We start from the raw sequence: 16,639 nt of genomic DNA on the forward strand, positions 1-16,639 counted from the left end.
TGGCCTTTACGCTGCCCGGGTTGTAACTTCGCGCTGCGGGAAGGGTATCGTGATCCCCATCTCGTCGAACTTGGATTTCGCTGCTTCTGTAAGGTCCCAGGAAAGTCCCAGATAATCAGGTGTATCGCACCAAACCCTAAGGCCGATCCCGACAGAGCTGTCATCCAGCGAGGCCACAAAAGCAATCGGTTCAGGGTCAGCCAGAACACGGCTATCACCGGCAGCCAGCGCCAAGAGGCTTTCTCGCGCCTCTTGCATGCTGTCGTTATAACCGATCCCCACGATAAGTTCGAAGCGGCGCGTGGGGTAGCGGGTGAAGTTGATGATAGGCTGGTTCCACAGCTCATTATTGGGCATCATCACAAACAATCCATCAGGCTGCTTTAGCTGCGTCGTGAACAGTCCAACCTCCTCTACGGTTGCAATGATGGAACCCACGCTGATCACTTCGCCGACGCGAAATGGGCGCTGCGACATGATCATTACGCCCGAGGCAACGTTGGAAAGGGTGCCTTGAAGCGCGAGACCAACAGCCAGCGCGACGCCGCCGAGCGCTGCGATGATGCTGGTCGTCTCGACCCCGAACTGGGTGAGTACGGTAAGCGCGATCACCGACCAGATGGCGTATTTTGCAGCCTTTGCGATCACGCGCGCGACAGTGATATCGACGCTGGAAGTGTGAGAGAGACCTCTCAATATCCAGCGTGAAATCAGATTGCCGATGAAAATTCCAATGACCAGAACGGCGATCCCGCCGCCGATGTCCATCAAGTTCATGCGCAGCCAGATGAGGCCTTGTTCGGCATAGGTCAGGTCAGTGATTTCAGGATTAAAGCGCATGATCGGGCTCGCAATAACAAAGCAGGAGCGTGCATGGTCAAACGCGCGCCGGGCTTTGAGCGTGTGGCGAATGCTGGAGCAATGTTCAAGCGCGAAACATTGCAGGGGCGTTTCGCAAATTTTTTGCGCTCGCCGCCTTGACTCTCACATACGCGGCTACCATCTGCGCCTGCGTTGGCACTCTGTATACGAGAGTGCCAAAGTTCATTATCAACCTAAGACAAGAAAGGTCATCAATAATGGCATTTCGTCCACTTCACGACCGCGTTTTGGTCCGTCGCATCGAAGCCGACACAAAGACCGCAGGCGGCATCATTATCCCTGACAGCGCACAAGAAAAACCATCCGAAGGCGAAATCGTCTCCGTTGGCGAAGGCGCCCGCGATGACAGCGGGAACCGCGTCACGCTCGACGTCAAAGCAGGCGACCGCGTTCTCTTCGGCAAATGGGGCGGCACCGAGGTTAAGATCGACGGTGAAGACCTCCTCATTATGAAGGAAAGCGACATCATGGGCATCATCGGCTGAACCCGAAGGGTTTCGGCCGATCGTTTGATCGTTTCCTAACTAAATTTCAGAATTCTCAGGAGAAAACACAATGGCTGCTAAGGACGTAAAGTTCGGCCGCGAAGCGCGCGAAGGTATTCTTCGCGGCGTAGATACGCTCGCTAACGCTGTTAAAGTCACCCTCGGCCCGAAAGGCCGTAACGTCGTCATCGACAAAAGCTTTGGCGCACCGCGCATCACCAAGGACGGTGTGACCGTTGCAAAAGAAATCGAACTTTCTGACAAGTTTGAAAACATGGGCGCGCAAATGCTCAAAGAGGTCGCTTCAAAAACGAACGATCTTGCTGGCGACGGCACAACCACCGCAACCGTGCTCGGCCAAGCGATTGCCCGCGAAGGCATGACCGCTGTTGCTGCTGGCATGAACCCAATGGACCTGAAGCGCGGCATCGACACAGCAACCGCTGCAGTGGTCGCTAACCTTCAAGGCCGTTCGAAAGAAGTCGCCGGTTCTTCGGAAGTTGCCCAAGTTGGCGTTATCTCTGCAAATGGCGACAAAGAAGTAGGCGAAAAGATCGCTGAAGCCATGGATAAGGTCGGCAAAGAAGGTGTGATCACTGTCGAAGAAGCCAAAGGCCTCGAATTTGAGCTCGACGTTGTTGAGGGCATGCAGTTCGACCGCGGTTATCTCTCGCCATACTTCATCACCAACCCGGACAAGATGCTGGTTGAACTCGACAACCCATACATCCTGATCCACGAGAAGAAGCTCTCCAGCCTGCAAGCCATGCTCCCGGTTCTCGAAGCTGCAATGCAATCAGGCCGTCCGCTTCTGATCATCGCTGAAGACATCGAAGGCGAAGCGCTCGCGACCCTCGTGGTCAACAAGCTGCGCGGCGGCCTCAAAGTTGCGGCTGTTAAAGCCCCCGGCTTTGGTGACCGGCGTAAAGCCATGCTGCAGGACATCGCGATCCTCACCAAGGGTGAGATGATCAGCGAAGACCTCGGCATTAAGCTGGAAAACGTAACCCTCGGCATGCTCGGCGAAGCCAAGCGCGTCACCATCGACAAGGACAACACCACCATTGTCGACGGTGCTGGTAGCGAAGACGACATCAAAGCGCGCGTGGGCGAGATCAAGGCCCAAATGGAAGCCACGACCTCAGACTACGACCGTGAGAAACTGCAGGAGCGTCTTGCGAAACTCGCAGGCGGCGTTGCTGTGATCAAGGTTGGCGGCGCTTCGGAAGTCGAAGTGAAAGAGCGCAAGGACCGCGTGGATGACGCGCTTCACGCCACGCGTGCAGCGGTTGAAGAAGGCATCGTCCCCGGCGGCGGTACAGCGCTTCTTTACGCCACCAAAGCTCTCGACGGCCTCAAAGGCGACAATGACGACCAGACCCGCGGCATTGACATTGTCCGCCGCGCGATCATGGCACCTGTTCGTCAAATCGCTGAGAACGCTGGCCATGACGGCGCGGTTGTTTCTGGCAATCTGCTTCGTGAAGGCGATGAGACCCAAGGGTTCAACGCTGCAACCGACGTTTACGAAAACCTCGTGGAAGCCGGCGTGATCGACCCGACCAAAGTGGTTCGCACCGCTCTTCAAGACGCAGCTTCTGTAGCTGGCCTCCTGATCACCACCGAAGCGGCGATCACCGACGCTCCGGAAGACAAGGCTGCTGGCGCACCGGCAATGCCCGATATGGGCGGCATGGGCGGCATGGGCGGCGGCATGGGCTTCTAAGAGCCCGCCAAAGCCTAAGCTTGTGAAGCTAACAAAAACGGCCCCGCTGGACTCAGGTTCGGCGGGGCTTTTTTTGCATTTTGCGCAACTCATTTTCCGAAATGAGAATGCATGGAATGAAACTGACCCGAGAATAGCGCGCCATAAGGAAAGCCGGCCATGCCAAAAGGTTAAATTGGGTTGACGCAAACAAGTGTATAATGGAAAATACACTTGTTCTGGTTCCACAGAGTCGGTTGGCTCATGGAATTGCTGATGTCGGACGCTCAAATTGAGCCGAGTAATGCTTTTGGATCTGGCTTGCTTGGTGCTTGAACCCCGCCTTGGCGAGAGGCCTTTGGCCCGCGGGAACACTGGGATCTGCGGATGGGAATGTGCAGACAGAATTGAAGGATAAACCGGGCCTCTTAAATGGCTCCCTCAATGCTGGATGCTGGTTCCTCGGTTTGTCTGCGTAGGGAGGATAAAGCGATGCACTCGTATGAGCACGGCGATGGGCATTCCAAGCTGATCGGTTGCCTGACTTATCAGAGCAAGGCATCCGGTGCGCAGTCTGAAACCACTCTCAACGAACTCGTCCAAAAGGCTCGCGCGCGCAACCAAAGCGTCGGTGTTACTGGCATGCTGCTGTATGAAGGCGGGCGGTTTTTGCAAACACTTGAGGGACCGCCTGAAGGGCTGAGTTCCGTTTGGCAGTCCATTCAGCGCGACGAACGTCATAAGGATATCGAGCTCCTGAGCGAGCATTATGTCGAGGCGCGGTTGTTTTCGGATTGGGATTTGCTTCTTTACCGAAAAGCCGAGCAGGCCCCGGCCAGCCTATGGGACAGGCTGCGCCGCAAACATCCCCTCGGCCAACACATCCAGCGCGCCATGAGAGATGCCTTTGAAGCCAATGAGGTTGGCCTGTCTGACCTGCTGGCAAGGCTTGCGGCATCAGGCTGGCATGGCGATGAAATCATCAAGCAGCTTCTTGAACCGGCTGCGCGTGCGATGGGCGATGCTTGGCTGTCTGATGAATGCAACGAGTTTGATCTCACGCTTGGGCTTGGGATTCTCCAAATGGCAGGCCATGCCGTGCGCTATACCAAAGACGCAGAGGCATTGCGGGCAAAGTCCTATTCGATCCTCCTCGTTGCTGCACCTGGAGAGCCCCATGTCATGGGCCCCAGCCTTCTTGCCGATCAGTTTGAAGACGCCGGGTGGTCGGTGGAGATGGCATTTCCCGGAAGCGATCAGGCTCTTGCAAATCAGCTCGAGCACCAGCGTCCCGATGCACTGGATATTGGCCTGTCAGAGGCTCTTTCGCGCCCAGGCCGAATTGCTGCTTTACGCGAGACGGTGAAGCACAGCCGGTTGGTGGTTCCTGACCAAAACCTTGTGGTCTCCGTCGGCGGCAGGTTGTTCGCGGAAGCCTCTGCAACCGCTGAACACGTCGGCGCTGATCATTCGCGTCAGTCTATGGCCGGGACACGCCTGCGGATTGCTGAATTGGTGGCCCATGCCCATTCGGTGCACGGCCAATGCTGATAGGGCAGCATGAAATCGCCTAAGCGGCGCTTTTCCAGATGAAGCAGACTTTCCTTAGGGCCTTGTGCGCTTCATTTGTCTGCTTCATTGAAGCGGCAAAATATCAATAAAGGGAACTCCCATGAATACCAAATTCGCAGCGCTGCTGCTGGCATCCGTCGCGCTTGCCGGATGCGACGCAATGACCCCGGTCGAAACCGTTGAGTGCGGCGACACGGCTCAAACCGAATGCCTTAATACCTGGTTTGATGAAAAATTTGAAGAACAGCTCGCCTTCTCGCCTATCTCCCAAACGAGCCTTGGCCGCAAAACCGACTACGACAAGATCGACGATCTGAGCGAAGAGGCTCAGTTGGAACAGCTTGAGTGGATGCGCGGTGCCACCGCTCAGATGGAAGCAAGCTTTGATTACGATGCGCTGACGGATGCGGGGAAACTTTCCTATGATATGTGGAAGTTCCGCCTTGAGCAGGCAGAGCGGTCATATGAGTTCCGCGAGCAGGCCTATATCTTGCACCAAATGGGATCGGCACAAAGCGGTTTACCAACCTTCCTTTTGACCCAGCACACGGTCGAGGATGAAAGCGATATGCAGGCATTTATCGCGCGTATCGGCGGGATTGGCACTGCGATGGATCAGCTCCTCGCCCGTACCCAGGCCAATGCAGAGGCGGGAACACGCGCGCCCCGGTTTGCTTATGATGCGGTGATCTTGGAATCAAACAACCTGACCACTGGCGCACCGTTTGATAACGGTGAGCCTTCTGCGATGTGGCAGGGCGTTGAGCGGCACCTTACCAGCCTTGTAGAAAGCGGTGTGATTACGCAGGAACGCGCTGAAGAGCTTCGCGCCGACGCCAGCGAAGCCTTAACCGGTGCATTCGCGCCCGCTTATGGCCGCGTCGTTGCCTGGTTCGAGGAAGATCGCCCGAACACCAGCGAGGAGACCATTGGCGTCACGGCACTCCCGAACGGAGAGGCATTCTACGCGGCCTCCCTCAAGGAGATGACCACCACTGATCTCACTGCGGATGAAATCCACCAGATTGGTCTGGATGAAGTGGAGCGCATTCAAGCGGAAATGCGCACAATTATGGAGCAGGTTGGATTTGAAGACGACTTGCAGGCGTTCTTTGAATTCACACGGACCGACCCGCAGTTTTTCTATCAGGATAATGATGCGGGCGCGGATGAATATATTGCGCAGGCCAAGGCGCATATTGATACGCTCACCGCGCGGCTGCCTGAGTTTTTTGGCACGCTTCCCAAGGCGCCCTTGGAAGTGCGCCGGGTGGAACCTTTCCGCGAGCAAGACGGCGCGGCTCAGCATTACCGTGCGGGCACGCCTGATGGCTCGCGCCCAGGTATCTATTACGCGCACCTTTCCGATATGACGACGATGCCGATCCCTGAGCTTGAATCCATCGCCTATCATGAGGGCAATCCGGGTCACCACATGCAGATCTCTATCGCGCAAGAGCTGGAAGGCGTGCCCAAGTTCCAATCCCAAGGCGGCTTTATCTCTGCTTACGGCGAAGGCTGGGCGCTTTACACCGAACTGCTCGCCAAAGAGATGGGCGGTTATCAGGACCCCTATTCCGACTTTGGCCGTCTTTCGAGCGAGATTTGGCGCGCGATCCGGCTGGTTGTGGACACGGGCATTCACGCCAAGGGATGGAGCGAGGAAGAGGCGGTGCAATATGCGCTTGCGAACTCTCCCAACCCAGAAGGCGCAGTCCGCAGCGAAGTGCAGCGTTACTATGTGCTGCCGGGCCAGGCGACGTCTTACAAGATCGGCATGATCCGCATTCAAGAACTGCGCGCTAAGGCCGAAGAGGAGCTGGGCGAAGACTTCGATATTCGCGGTTTCCACGATACGATTCTGGGCGGCGGCGCAGTGCCTTTGTCGATCCTAGAAACGCGCATCGAACAGTGGATCGCGAGCGTAAAGGCAGGGTAGAATATCCAATTTCAGCAAACAAAAAGGGCGGAGTAGCGACATGCTACTCCGCCCTTTTTTGCGTTTTACTTCCAAAAGCGCTTAGCCGCCTTTGCGGCTTGCCGCTGCTGCTTCAATCACACTTTCGTCCCACGTCACCTGTGTCTGGGTCTGCGGGTTGAAGCGGGTGTTGGCGTAAGACGCTGCTTCTGCGGCGGCGATCTCTTCAGCGGTAAGGTGCTCTGATGCTTCGAGCGCAAACACATCGACACCGCGAGTGATCTCTGTGCCGTAAATGCGGCCATTGTACCAATAGCTCGACCAAAAACCGCCAACGACGAGCTGCTTGTCATCAATCGGACCGCGGTCGAAGAACGCGATCTCTTGCGGGTTGGCGCTGTCGGTGAAGTCCATCACGCTGATGCCGCCCTGATACCAGCTTTGCACAAAGATATCGCGGCCAGGGACCGGAATGATCGAGCCGTTGTGTGCAACGCAGTTTTCATGCTCGGTTTGCGGTCCAGGCATCTTGTAGTGGCTGCGGAATTCAAGTTTGCCGTCAACAATGTCGTAAATCGCATTCGCGCCCCATGTCATTGGGTCCGATGCCTTACAACGCGGACGGCCGCCCCCGCCCCACTCGTCGGTGAAGATCACTTTGGTGCCGTCATTGTTAAAGGTGGCTGAGTGCCAATAGGCAAAGCCTTTGTCGAACACGCTGTCGGTGCGCACAGGGTTATAAGGATCAGAGATATCCATGATGATCCCGTTGCCCGAACACGCGCCCGCTGCGATTTTCAGAGCCGGGAACACCGTGATGTCGTGGCACTGATTGGTCTGGCGCGTTTCCTGCGCGCCTTCCTCTGAAACGCCGCCTTTCCAAAGGCCAGCGATCTCGCCGGTTTCGTTGTCAGCAAACACGCGGGGCGAACTGGTGATGCGCGCCTTTGAAGGGTCGTTGATGGGAATTTCAATCACGTCGATGCTGAACAAAGCCGTGCGGCTGTCAGACCGGTTGTCGATGCAGCGCTCAAGCTCTTCCTGTTTACGCACGCGCGAGGTGCCCGAGTTGTAAACGATGAGTTTTTCGGCATTCGCACTTACAATCGAGTGCGTGTGGCTACCGCGGCAGGTTTGCACCTGACCCACCTGTCGCACAGCAGTCAGATCAGAAATATCGAAGATACGAAGGCCGCGGAAACGCTCTTCGCTTACGTCGCCCTCGACACCTTGAAGCCCGCAATCGACACGGCCGCGGGTTTGCTCGACGCTCATGATGAGAAGGTTCTCGTGGACCGAGACATCGCCCTGACCGCCGGGACACACAACCGATGACATGAGGTCAGGCACGCCGTCATCGCCCAGCTTGTAAATGTTAAAACCGTGATAGTTGCCCGCTATCATGATGTCGTCGAAGAACGCCATATCGGTGTTTGCAAAATCAAGGAGCGGTGAGCGCTCAGCAAATTCGGTCAGGCTTTCATCCTCTTCGTCATCGCCGCGCTCCGCTGCAGCAGCTGCCTCGGCATCTTCAAGGGCCTTGCGTGCATTTTCGACAGCCTGCTGTGCGGGAGTAGGCTCAGTCTCTTCCTGTTCAGCCTCTTCATCCTTTTTAGACTCGGCTTTTGCGGGGCGCAGATCAGCGGGATTGTCGGGATCAAAAAAGCCAGCAGGCTTGGACAGTGTCACAACCTTACGCAGGTTCATGATGGCCTCGCCCGCATTATCAAAGCCAACGGCCAGATTTACGCGTGGGTCGGTGGAGAGAGCCGCGAGCATCACGTCCATCTGGTCGATTTCAGACTGCTGGTCGTTTTCAATATCGCTGACAAACTGGAACAATACGGGATCAGCGGCGCTACCGGGCTGTTCAAGGAGGTCGTCGACCATAGTGATCGCACCTTCATGGTGCGCGATCATAAGCGTCAGGAACAAGCGATCAAACTCGGTGCCCTCAAGTGTTGCCAGCTTGGCCAGGTCCTCAGCGCTCGCCATGCCGGCCATTTGTGAGTGATCCATGGAGTGGCCCATTACATGACCCGAATGATCCATATTGCTATGGTCCATATTTGAGTGGTCCATTCCGGTCATGACTGTCTTCTCACCGCGCGCGGCGAGCCATTCGTTCATGAACTCAATCTCGTCAGCCTGGCTCGACAAGATGCGGCCTGCGATCGTCACGACCTCTTCATTATTGGTGCGCGCCTCGACCAGCTTCGACATATCGACCGCTTGCTGATGGTGGACGATCATACCTTGCATAAAATCAACATCGGCATCGGTGTAGCTCGATTTGGCGATTTCGGTCGCCTCAGATGCACTCAAGGTTTTGCTCGCCTCTCCTGGCGCACCAGGCAGCAAGATTGGCGCATTTTGTGCCATGGCGAGGCTTGAGCCTGTGAGAAGAAGGCCTGTCAAAAGGCTGCGTGTCAAAAGGCTGCGTGAACCCAGAGCTAGAGTGCGTTGCATGGTTATCATGTCCCTCATGTTTTAAACTTTGACGCCACTCCTGCCCAATTGACCGTATCAGTCAAGACTGCGCTTCAAAGGGCGTATAGATACGCAACAAGGGAACAATCGAAGGGTTCCTCGCATTATAATTAGTGCCCCAACTGATAAATGAGCCGCGAATCGGTCGTAGGGCTTGCACAATTCGCCGCATGAGATGAAACGAGAGGTTGTCGGGGCGAATCGTAAGACTTTAGGGGGGCTTAAGCCAGCGCTAACCTTGACCGGAGTATGCTTTTTCAATGGCCATCAGAAATCTAATTCCTTGTACGATCCGTGCTCTTGCCCCTCTCGCCGTGCTGATCGCAGCCAGTTTGGCACCCGCACACGCTCAGGCTGAGCAAAACAGACAGGGCAAGGAGCTTGAGGCGAATTTCGATAGCGCCTTTGGCACACAGATGCGCGAACCCTCGACCTTTGAGGCGATCTATGCGTCCTCGTTCGAACAGCGCATCGCGCAGCTTGCCGATGGCAGTCAGGGCCGTATTGGTGTGGCCGCATGGGATCTTGCCACCGGTGAACAAATCACGGTTCTGGGCGACCAGCTCTTTCCGATGGCCTCCACAAGCAAGATTGCTGTGGCCGCCAAATATCTGGAGATGGTGGAGCAAGGTCGATATTCGCTCACCAGCGAGTTCCCGCTGCTCATCCCGGTCCGCTCCAGGAAATTCTCATCAGCCGCAGCGCCTGTACGCAATGGCAATTCGATGGCCGCAATTGATCTCATCGAAATCATGATCACAAGATCAAGCAACCCGGCGACCGACGCCTTATTGAAAGCCGTGGGCGGTCCTCAAGCCGTCAACGACTGGATGCGCCGTCAAGGAATCTCGGATTTTTCAATCGACCGCGATATTGCGACACTTGTGCGCGATGATGGCGAATATGATCCGGCCACTTGGATTGATCCGCGCGATTCAGCAACGCCCAAGGCAATGGTGCGCCTTCTGGGAGGCCTTTATCGGGGAGAGTATCTCTCCAACGAAAGCCGGCGAGTGCTCCTTGGCGCGATGAGCCGAACGGTCACAGGCAAACGCCGGATTGTTGCCAATATGCCAGGCGAGGCAAAAGTAAGCCACAAAACAGGTTCGCTAAACAACACATCGAGCGACGTCGGAATTATTGAAAGCCCTGATGGACGCGCGGTCGCCGTGGCGATTTATGTGACGGGTCAAGGATCACGCAGAGCCCGTGAGGGACGGATCGCCAGCATCGCGCGCGCGCTTTATGACGGGTTCAACGTCAAAGCCCGCGAGAATCGCAACTGGGTGAACGCACCGCGGCTGGGCGGCGGCTAATAACCCTCAAGAGTAGGCCTCCTATTTCGGAACAGAAAAAGGCGGCACCCCTGACCGGGACGCCGCCTTTTCTCTAGCCAGCTTTCAGCCAGCGGTTGGCGAATTACTCGCCTTCCACCATAGCTTCTGCTTTGGCAGCTGCATCTTCAGCAGCGGCTTTGACACCGTCAGCTGCGTCGCCAGCAGCATCTGCGGTCGCGTCAGCTGCATCGCCGGCAGCATCTGCGGTCGCGCTAGCCGCACCGTCAACAGCTTCGCTGGTCGCGTCAACAGCGCCTTCAGCGGTAGCAGTTGCATCGTCAGCGATTGAAGCAGCGTCAGCAGCCATCGCATCGCCAGTGTCAGCAACAGCGTCAGCGGTTTCCCCGCACGCAGCAAGGCCAAGAGCCGAAGTTGCAACAGCAGCGGCAAGAACGATCTTACGCATAATATAATTCCTTATTCAGCGAATAAAACACGCACCCCCCTCCTATGAGGAACGCGCCATAGCCAGACGAGATTACGTCGTGCTCGCTGTATCAAATAATGGCCGAAATGTGGCAATTCAAGTAAAATATGGCAAAGCGCCTCTTTTTTGCCTTATTTCCGCCACATTTGGCCGCCGTCCCGGATAGAAGGCTAAACGGCAATTCCGGAGGGGGTTAATGCGTTAAACTGACTTACGCGGGCCCTTTCGCAATGCTAGCAACGCCTTATGTCCGATAAAAAGCAGCACCTTTATCTCGTCGATGGCTCGGCCTACATTTTCCGCGCCTACCACCGCCTGCCCCCGCTCACCAATCCTGAAGGAACGCCGGTGGGCGCTGTCTATGGTTACACCACCATGCTGTGGAAGCTGGCGGATGATCTGGATGCTGCTGATGGGCCGACACATTTGGCCGTGATCCTCGACAAGGATTCCAAGAGTTTTCGCAATGACATTTATCCCGAATATAAGGCCAACCGTCCTCCGCCGCCAGAAGATCTACGGCCGCAATTCCCGCTGATCCGCGATGCTACGCGGGCCTTTAGCCTGCCTTGCATTGAGGAACAGGGGCTGGAGGCGGATGACCTTATCGCCTCTTATGCCCGGGAGGCACAGCGCAGGGGCTGGAACGTCACAATTGTATCTTCGGACAAAGATTTGATGCAGCTTGTGGGCGAAGAGAACGGCGCGCACATAGACATGCTCGACACAATGAAGTCGCAGCGGATTTATTTGGATGAGGTGCACGAAAAGTTCGGGGTGACGCCCGATCTGGTCGGCGATGTACTGGCGCTGATGGGTGACGCGGTTGACAATGTGCCGGGCATTTACGGCGTTGGGCCCAAGACCGCCTCCAAGCTGATTGCAGAGCATGGCTCTCTTACCGCTGCGCTCGATCAAGCGCCAGATATGAAGAAATCGAAGCTCAAAGAGCGCCTCCTTGAAGGCCGCGAGGATGCCGAATTGTCGCGGGTTCTCGTGACGCTCAAAGAGGATTGCGACCTGCCCGTGGCGATTGAGGAGATGGCGCTCACCAAAATCCCCGAAGAGCCGCTCGCCGAGTTCCTGCAAACCCACGGGTTCAATTCGCTTTTGAAGCGCCTAGGCGCTGGTAGTGGGTCGCCGGATCGTCCCAACAATCTCAATCCGGCCAAGGCTGACAAGGGCGGTGATGCGGGCGGTGATGCAGGCGATGCGCTCGGCAATCGCCAGCCGGTTCCCGAGATGCCAAAGGTTGATCGCAGCGCCTATAAAACGGTGCAAACGCTCGGAGAACTGCAGGATTGGGTAGCCCGCGCGACCACTGCGCGACTGGTCGCAGTGGATACCGAGACTTCTTCTTTAGATGCGATGCAGGCCGATTTGGTCGGGGTTAGCCTTGCGCTCGGTCCCAATGAAGCGTGCTACATCCCGCTTGCGCATTATACAGGTGACGGAGGCGGCGACGATATGTTCGCCGAAAAGCCGGAACAGATCGCGATGGAAAATGCCATCGCTGCATTGAAACCAATGCTCGAAGACGATGCAGTTCTCAAAGTCTTCCAGAACGGGAAGTATGACTTGAACGTCCTTGAACGCTCTGGGATCAGCGTTGCGCCGATCGAGGACACAATGGTGATGAGCTTTGACCTCGATGCGGGGCGCGGCGAGGGCATGGGCGGAGGCCACGGTATGGACGAGCTGTCCGAACGCCACCTTGGCCACACGCCGCTTTCGTTCAAAGAGGTCTGCGGAACCGGTAAAAAGGCAATCCCCTTCGGCGAAGTGCCTCTGGACCGCGCGACCGAATACGCCGCCGAGGATGCCGATGTCACCTTGCGGCTCTACCGCATGCTCAAACCGCGCCTATCCGAAGAGGGCGGCAGTGCCATTTACGAACGCGTGGACCGCCCGTTGATCCCATTGGTCGCTGGTATGGAACGCGAGGGCATCAAGGTGGATCGCGCACGCCTCGCCAAGCTTTCGGAGGAATTTGCGACCGAAACGGCGTCGCTCGAGAAAGACATCCACGAGATTTCGGGTGAAGAGTTTTCGGTGGGTTCGCCAAAACAGCTCGGCGAAATCCTGTTCGACAAGATGGGCTTTAAGGGCGGCAAGAAGGGCAAGAGCGGGGCCTATTCAACCGATCAATCGACCTTGGAGAAGCTTAGCGCGGACCCAGAGGCGGCGGCGATCACCAAGAAGGTGCTCGAATGGCGGCACCTCTCGAAACTGAAATCGACCTACACCGACGCTTTGCAGGGGCAGATCAATCCGAACACGGGCCGGGTACACACCAGCTACAGCCTTGCTGGAGCGCAGACCGGGCGGTTGTCGTCCACTGATCCGAACCTTCAGAACATCCCGATCCGCACCCCGATCGGACGGCAAATTCGCGAGGCTTTTGTGCCCGAAGACGGCAATGTGCTTCTCGCGGCGGACTATTCGCAAATCGAGCTGAGGCTCGCCGCGCATATGGCCGATGTGGAAACGCTCAAAGACGCGTTCGAACAGGGCGAAGACATCCACTCACGCACCGCCACCGAGATGTTTGGCGAAGTTACGAGAGACACCCGTGCACAGGCCAAGACCATCAACTTCGCGATCCTGTATGGCATCTCGCGCTGGGGGCTCGCAGGGCGGCTGGAGGTCGAACCGGACGAAGCGCAGGCCATGATCGACACCTATTTCCAGCGCTTTCCCGGCATCCAGCGGTACATCTCTGAGACCCTAACCAGTGTTGGCGAACTCGGCTATTCCGAGACGCTGTTTGGCCGCAAAACATGGTTCCCCCGGATCAAGTCCAAGAACCAAGCCGAGCGCCAAGGCTCAGAACGCGCCGCGATCAACGCGCCTATCCAAGGCACCAGCGCCGACATTATCAAGCGCGCCATGGTACGGATGCTGCCAGCCTTGCGCGATGCGGGTCTGGGCGATGTTCGCATGCTTCTACAAGTCCACGATGAATTGGTGTTTGAACTGCCCGAGGGAGACGTCGCCGCCGCCGCGCCGATTATCGAGCGGGTGATGGCAGAAGCAGCCCTCCCCGCCGTGACGCTCGATGTGCCGCTTGCGATTGATATCGGCACGGGAGCGAGCTGGGACGCGGCCCATTGATAATGCGCACCGCGCTGAGGTGCGGCAGCGCTTCTGCTGCTCCTTGGCGCGGGGGTGAGCGCTTGGACTTGGAACACGCGCCGCACCCTGCCTTACAATGAGCAGGGCCGGTATTTTGAGGTGAACAGCGCGGTTGTCCTGCACGCGAAATCTGTCACGGTTTACGGGGTTCTCGCTGCGGCATTGGCCATTATCGGCGCGGTCTGCTGGTTAGCTATCCGGCGAGAATAGCTTGCTAGCCGTCCTCATCATCATCCTTGTGCTTGTGCAGGTTCTCAGGCGCAAAAAACCCAATCGGATTGGCCTCCACCGCGCGCTTCTTGAGCTCTCCTCGCATCGCACGGTATTCCGCCTCCATACGCGGCGTCACTGTGGCACGGCTGTCTTCAAGTGCATCGTCGAAGTCCTGCATCTCCACCGCGGGCACATCGCCGCCCATCCGCCGAAGCGCGCCCAAACCAGCACGGCGGACTACATCTTCTAGGTCTGCGCCCGTAAACCGGTCGGTTTTGGCCGCCACCTCGCCGAGATCCACGTTGCTTGCAAGCGGCATGTTTTCTGTGTGAATGCCAAGGATATGGCGCCGCCCGTCAAGGTCAGGCGTGCCTACGTAGACCAGCTCATCAAACCGGCCCGGACGCAGCAACGCAGGGTCCATCAAAGTCGGGCGGTTGGTCGCGCCAATCACGATCACCGATTGCAGCTCTTCGAGGCCGTCCATTTCGGCCAGAATCGTGTTTACCACGCGCCCTGTGACTTGGGGTTCGCCCTGTCCCGAGCCGCGTGCGGGCACGAGGCTGTCGATCTCGTCGATAAACAGAACGCACGGCGCAACCGCCCTAGCGCGGGCGAAGAGTTTCGCGATCTGTTGCTCGCTTTCGCCGTACCATTTGCTCAATAGGTCCGATGACTTCATCGAGATGAAATTGGCATCAGCCTCCTTCGCAACCGCTTTGGCAAGCAGCGTTTTGCCGGTCCCAGGAGGACCATAAAGCAGGAAGCCCTTGGCAGCGCGAATGCCCAGCCGACGGAACCCTTCGGCGTTTTTGAGAGGCAGTTCGATCCCCTCTTTAAGCTTCTCTACTGCATCGCCAACGCCCCCGATATCGTCCCAACCCACATTGGGCATTTGCACCATAACTTCGCGCATGGCGGAGGGCTGAATGCGTTTCAATGCGCCTTGGAAATCATTGCGAGTGACACGCAGGTCTTCGAGAACCTCTGGCGGGATCTCGCGCGCATCAAGATCAAGCTTGGGCATGATACGCCGGACCGCGTCAATCGCCGCCTCGCGTGCAAGGGCGGCCAAATCAGCCCCTACAAACCCATGGGTCATCCGGGCGAGCTCAGCCAGATTGACACCCTCTTCGAGCGGCATGCCGCGGGTGTGGATCGTCAAAATTTCGCGCCGACCGTTTTGATCGGGCACGCCCACAACGATCTCACGGTCGAACCGGCCCGGACGTCTGAGCGCTTCGTCGATGGCATCGGGGCGATTGGTCGCCGCGATAACTACGATATTGGCCCGCGCCTCAAGCCCATCCATAAGGGTGAGCATTTGCGCAACAACGCGCTTTTCAGCCTCACCGGGAACCTGCGTGCGTTTGGGAGCGATCGAGATCGATCTCATCAATGAATACAATCGCCGGGGCTGCGCGGGCTGCCTCTTCGAAAACCTCGCGCAACCGCTTCTCGCTTTCACCATAGCCTGAGCCCATGATTTCCGGGCCATTGATGATGAAAAACTCTGCATCGCTCTCATTCGCGACCGCCTGCGCAAGGCGGGTTTTACCAGTTCCAGGGGGTCCGTGGAGAAGTACGCCCTTGGGCGGATCAACACCGAGCCGCGTGAAAAGCTCAGGATAGCGCAGCGGCAACTCAACCATTTCGCGAAGGGCCTGAATGGTGTCTTCCATCCCGCCTACATCGTCATAATTGACCGCGCCGCGCCCATCACGCGGCTCTTCAAAATCTGTGCGAAGTTCAACCTCAGTGTTCTCGTCAATATGGACGATGCCCTTGGGGCTGGTCGCATGAACGCTCAGACGAATTTGGGTGAGAGCAAAAGCAGGCGCGCGCAGCATTTGGCGCACATCAGAGGGCATATTCTGCACCGGCTGCTGGCCTGTGGTTGCAACGAGGTCTCCTGCCACCAAAGGCTTTTTAAAGAAATTGCGTTTCAAAGCCTGCGTCGGGCCTTGCAAACGCATATCGCGCTGAGCAGGGGCAAAGACTACCCGCGTGGCAGGGCGCGATTGTGCCACTTTGATGTCGACGTGCTCGCCTGCTCCGGCCTCTGCATTTCCGCGTTGCAGCCCGTCGAGACGAGATCACACCGAGCGTTTCATCCTCAGGGTGAGCTGGCAAAGCAATCGCGGCGGTTAAGCGTTTGCCCTCGATCTCGACCACATCGCCTTCGGTAACGCCAAGTTTTTGGAAAGCGCTGCGAGGCATTCGGGCAATGCCCTGCCCTGATTCTTCTTGTCGCGCCTGAGCGACCTGGAGCCGGACTTTGCGGCTGGTCGCTGCGTCTGTGTCGGCATCTGCCATGGCTAGGGTCCTTTGGTCTGGCGGGGGAGCGCGGGAATCATATGGTTTGCTCTCAAATAGCTAGGGTGGACAAAGGGCGATTGCAAACCGGACTTTTGGCGATGCGGGTGTCCATCAGTTGTAAACCGGTCGGGCTAGCACGGGTGAGCCTTCGATGCG

At 57.1% G+C, this 16,639-nt stretch carries 10 protein-coding genes and 1 pseudogene; 7 read left to right on the forward strand and 4 right to left on the reverse strand.

Features of this window, described 5'->3' with window-relative positions; all coding sequences use genetic code 11:
* Window positions 1-6: 6 nt before the first annotated feature.
* Window positions 7-840 (reverse strand): mechanosensitive ion channel family protein, encoded by an 834-nt coding sequence (locus tag AC0V60_RS12065; RefSeq protein WP_486178702.1) that lies wholly within the window; start codon window positions 838-840, stop codon window positions 7-9.
* A 239-nt stretch (window positions 841-1,079) separates the two neighbouring features.
* On the opposite strand from AC0V60_RS12065, the gene AC0V60_RS12070 reads away from it, so the two are divergent.
* From AC0V60_RS12070 to AC0V60_RS12085, 4 genes are all read left to right on the forward strand, one after another.
* Window positions 1,080-1,367 (forward strand): co-chaperone GroES, encoded by a 288-nt coding sequence (locus AC0V60_RS12070; protein ID WP_486178703.1) that lies wholly within the window; start codon window positions 1,080-1,082, stop codon window positions 1,365-1,367.
* Window positions 1,368-1,437: 70 nt separating this feature from the next.
* The gene (gene groL / locus AC0V60_RS12075) at window positions 1,438-3,093 is read left to right on the forward strand and encodes a chaperonin GroEL (protein ID WP_486178704.1); all 1,656 of its coding nucleotides are present in this window, start codon (window positions 1,438-1,440) and stop codon (window positions 3,091-3,093) included.
* Between the two features lie 471 nt (window positions 3,094-3,564).
* Complete coding sequence (locus AC0V60_RS12080) at window positions 3,565-4,623, forward strand: BLUF domain-containing protein (RefSeq protein ID WP_486178705.1); 1,059 nt, start codon at window positions 3,565-3,567, stop codon at window positions 4,621-4,623.
* Between the two features lie 121 nt (window positions 4,624-4,744).
* Window positions 4,745-6,583 carry a DUF885 domain-containing protein gene (locus AC0V60_RS12085; protein WP_486178706.1) on the forward strand — a complete coding sequence of 613 codons (1,839 nt, stop codon included), beginning with the start codon at window positions 4,745-4,747 and terminating at the stop codon, window positions 6,581-6,583.
* Between the two features lie 81 nt (window positions 6,584-6,664).
* On the opposite strand, the gene AC0V60_RS12090 is transcribed toward AC0V60_RS12085, so the two are convergent.
* Complete coding sequence (locus tag AC0V60_RS12090; RefSeq protein WP_486178707.1) at window positions 6,665-9,031, reverse strand: DUF305 domain-containing protein; 2,367 nt, start codon at window positions 9,029-9,031, stop codon at window positions 6,665-6,667.
* 281 nt (window positions 9,032-9,312) lie between these two features.
* Here AC0V60_RS12090 and AC0V60_RS12095 point away from each other — a divergent pair, with 281 nt between their 5' ends.
* Window positions 9,313-10,368 carry a serine hydrolase gene (locus tag AC0V60_RS12095; protein WP_486178708.1) on the forward strand — a complete coding sequence of 352 codons (1,056 nt, stop codon included), beginning with the start codon at window positions 9,313-9,315 and terminating at the stop codon, window positions 10,366-10,368.
* A gap of 103 nt (window positions 10,369-10,471) precedes the next feature.
* On the opposite strand, the gene AC0V60_RS12100 is transcribed toward AC0V60_RS12095, so the two are convergent.
* Window positions 10,472-10,795: a hypothetical protein gene (locus AC0V60_RS12100; protein WP_486178709.1), complete on the reverse strand. Its 324-nt coding sequence runs from the start codon at window positions 10,793-10,795 to the stop codon at window positions 10,472-10,474.
* 267 nt (window positions 10,796-11,062) lie between these two features.
* Here AC0V60_RS12100 and polA point away from each other — a divergent pair, with 267 nt between their 5' ends.
* Both polA and AC0V60_RS12110 read left to right on the forward strand, forming a co-directional pair.
* Window positions 11,063-13,930, forward strand: a complete 2,868-nt coding sequence (gene polA / locus AC0V60_RS12105; protein WP_486178710.1) for a DNA polymerase I — start codon at window positions 11,063-11,065, stop codon at window positions 13,928-13,930.
* 54 nt (window positions 13,931-13,984) lie between these two features.
* Complete coding sequence (locus AC0V60_RS12110; RefSeq protein WP_486178711.1) at window positions 13,985-14,161, forward strand: hypothetical protein; 177 nt, start codon at window positions 13,985-13,987, stop codon at window positions 14,159-14,161.
* A gap of 4 nt (window positions 14,162-14,165) precedes the next feature.
* On the opposite strand, the pseudogene AC0V60_RS12115 reads toward AC0V60_RS12110, so the two are convergent.
* Window positions 14,166-16,480 (reverse strand): annotated as a pseudogene (locus tag AC0V60_RS12115) (CDC48 family AAA ATPase).
* Window positions 16,481-16,639: the final 159 nt, after the last annotated feature.

This window comes from Erythrobacter sp. S259 (assembly GCF_057364965.1).

Coding starts and splice junctions, on each gene's coding strand:
- AC0V60_RS12080 (WP_486178705.1), top strand. CDS start 3,565: ATGCACTCGTATGAGCACGGCGATGGGCATTCCAAGCTGATCGGTTGC.
- AC0V60_RS12100 (WP_486178709.1), bottom strand. CDS start 10,795: ATGCGTAAGATCGTTCTTGCCGCTGCTGTTGCAACTTCGGCTCTTGGC.
- AC0V60_RS12065 (WP_486178702.1), bottom strand. CDS start 840: ATGCGCTTTAATCCTGAAATCACTGACCTGACCTATGCCGAACAAGGC.
- AC0V60_RS12095 (WP_486178708.1), top strand. CDS start 9,313: ATGGCCATCAGAAATCTAATTCCTTGTACGATCCGTGCTCTTGCCCCT.
- AC0V60_RS12090 (WP_486178707.1), bottom strand. CDS start 9,031: ATGCAACGCACTCTAGCTCTGGGTTCACGCAGCCTTTTGACACGCAGC.
- AC0V60_RS12085 (WP_486178706.1), top strand. CDS start 4,745: ATGAATACCAAATTCGCAGCGCTGCTGCTGGCATCCGTCGCGCTTGCC.
- groL (WP_486178704.1), top strand. CDS start 1,438: ATGGCTGCTAAGGACGTAAAGTTCGGCCGCGAAGCGCGCGAAGGTATT.
- AC0V60_RS12070 (WP_486178703.1), top strand. CDS start 1,080: ATGGCATTTCGTCCACTTCACGACCGCGTTTTGGTCCGTCGCATCGAA.
- polA (WP_486178710.1), top strand. CDS start 11,063: ATGTCCGATAAAAAGCAGCACCTTTATCTCGTCGATGGCTCGGCCTAC.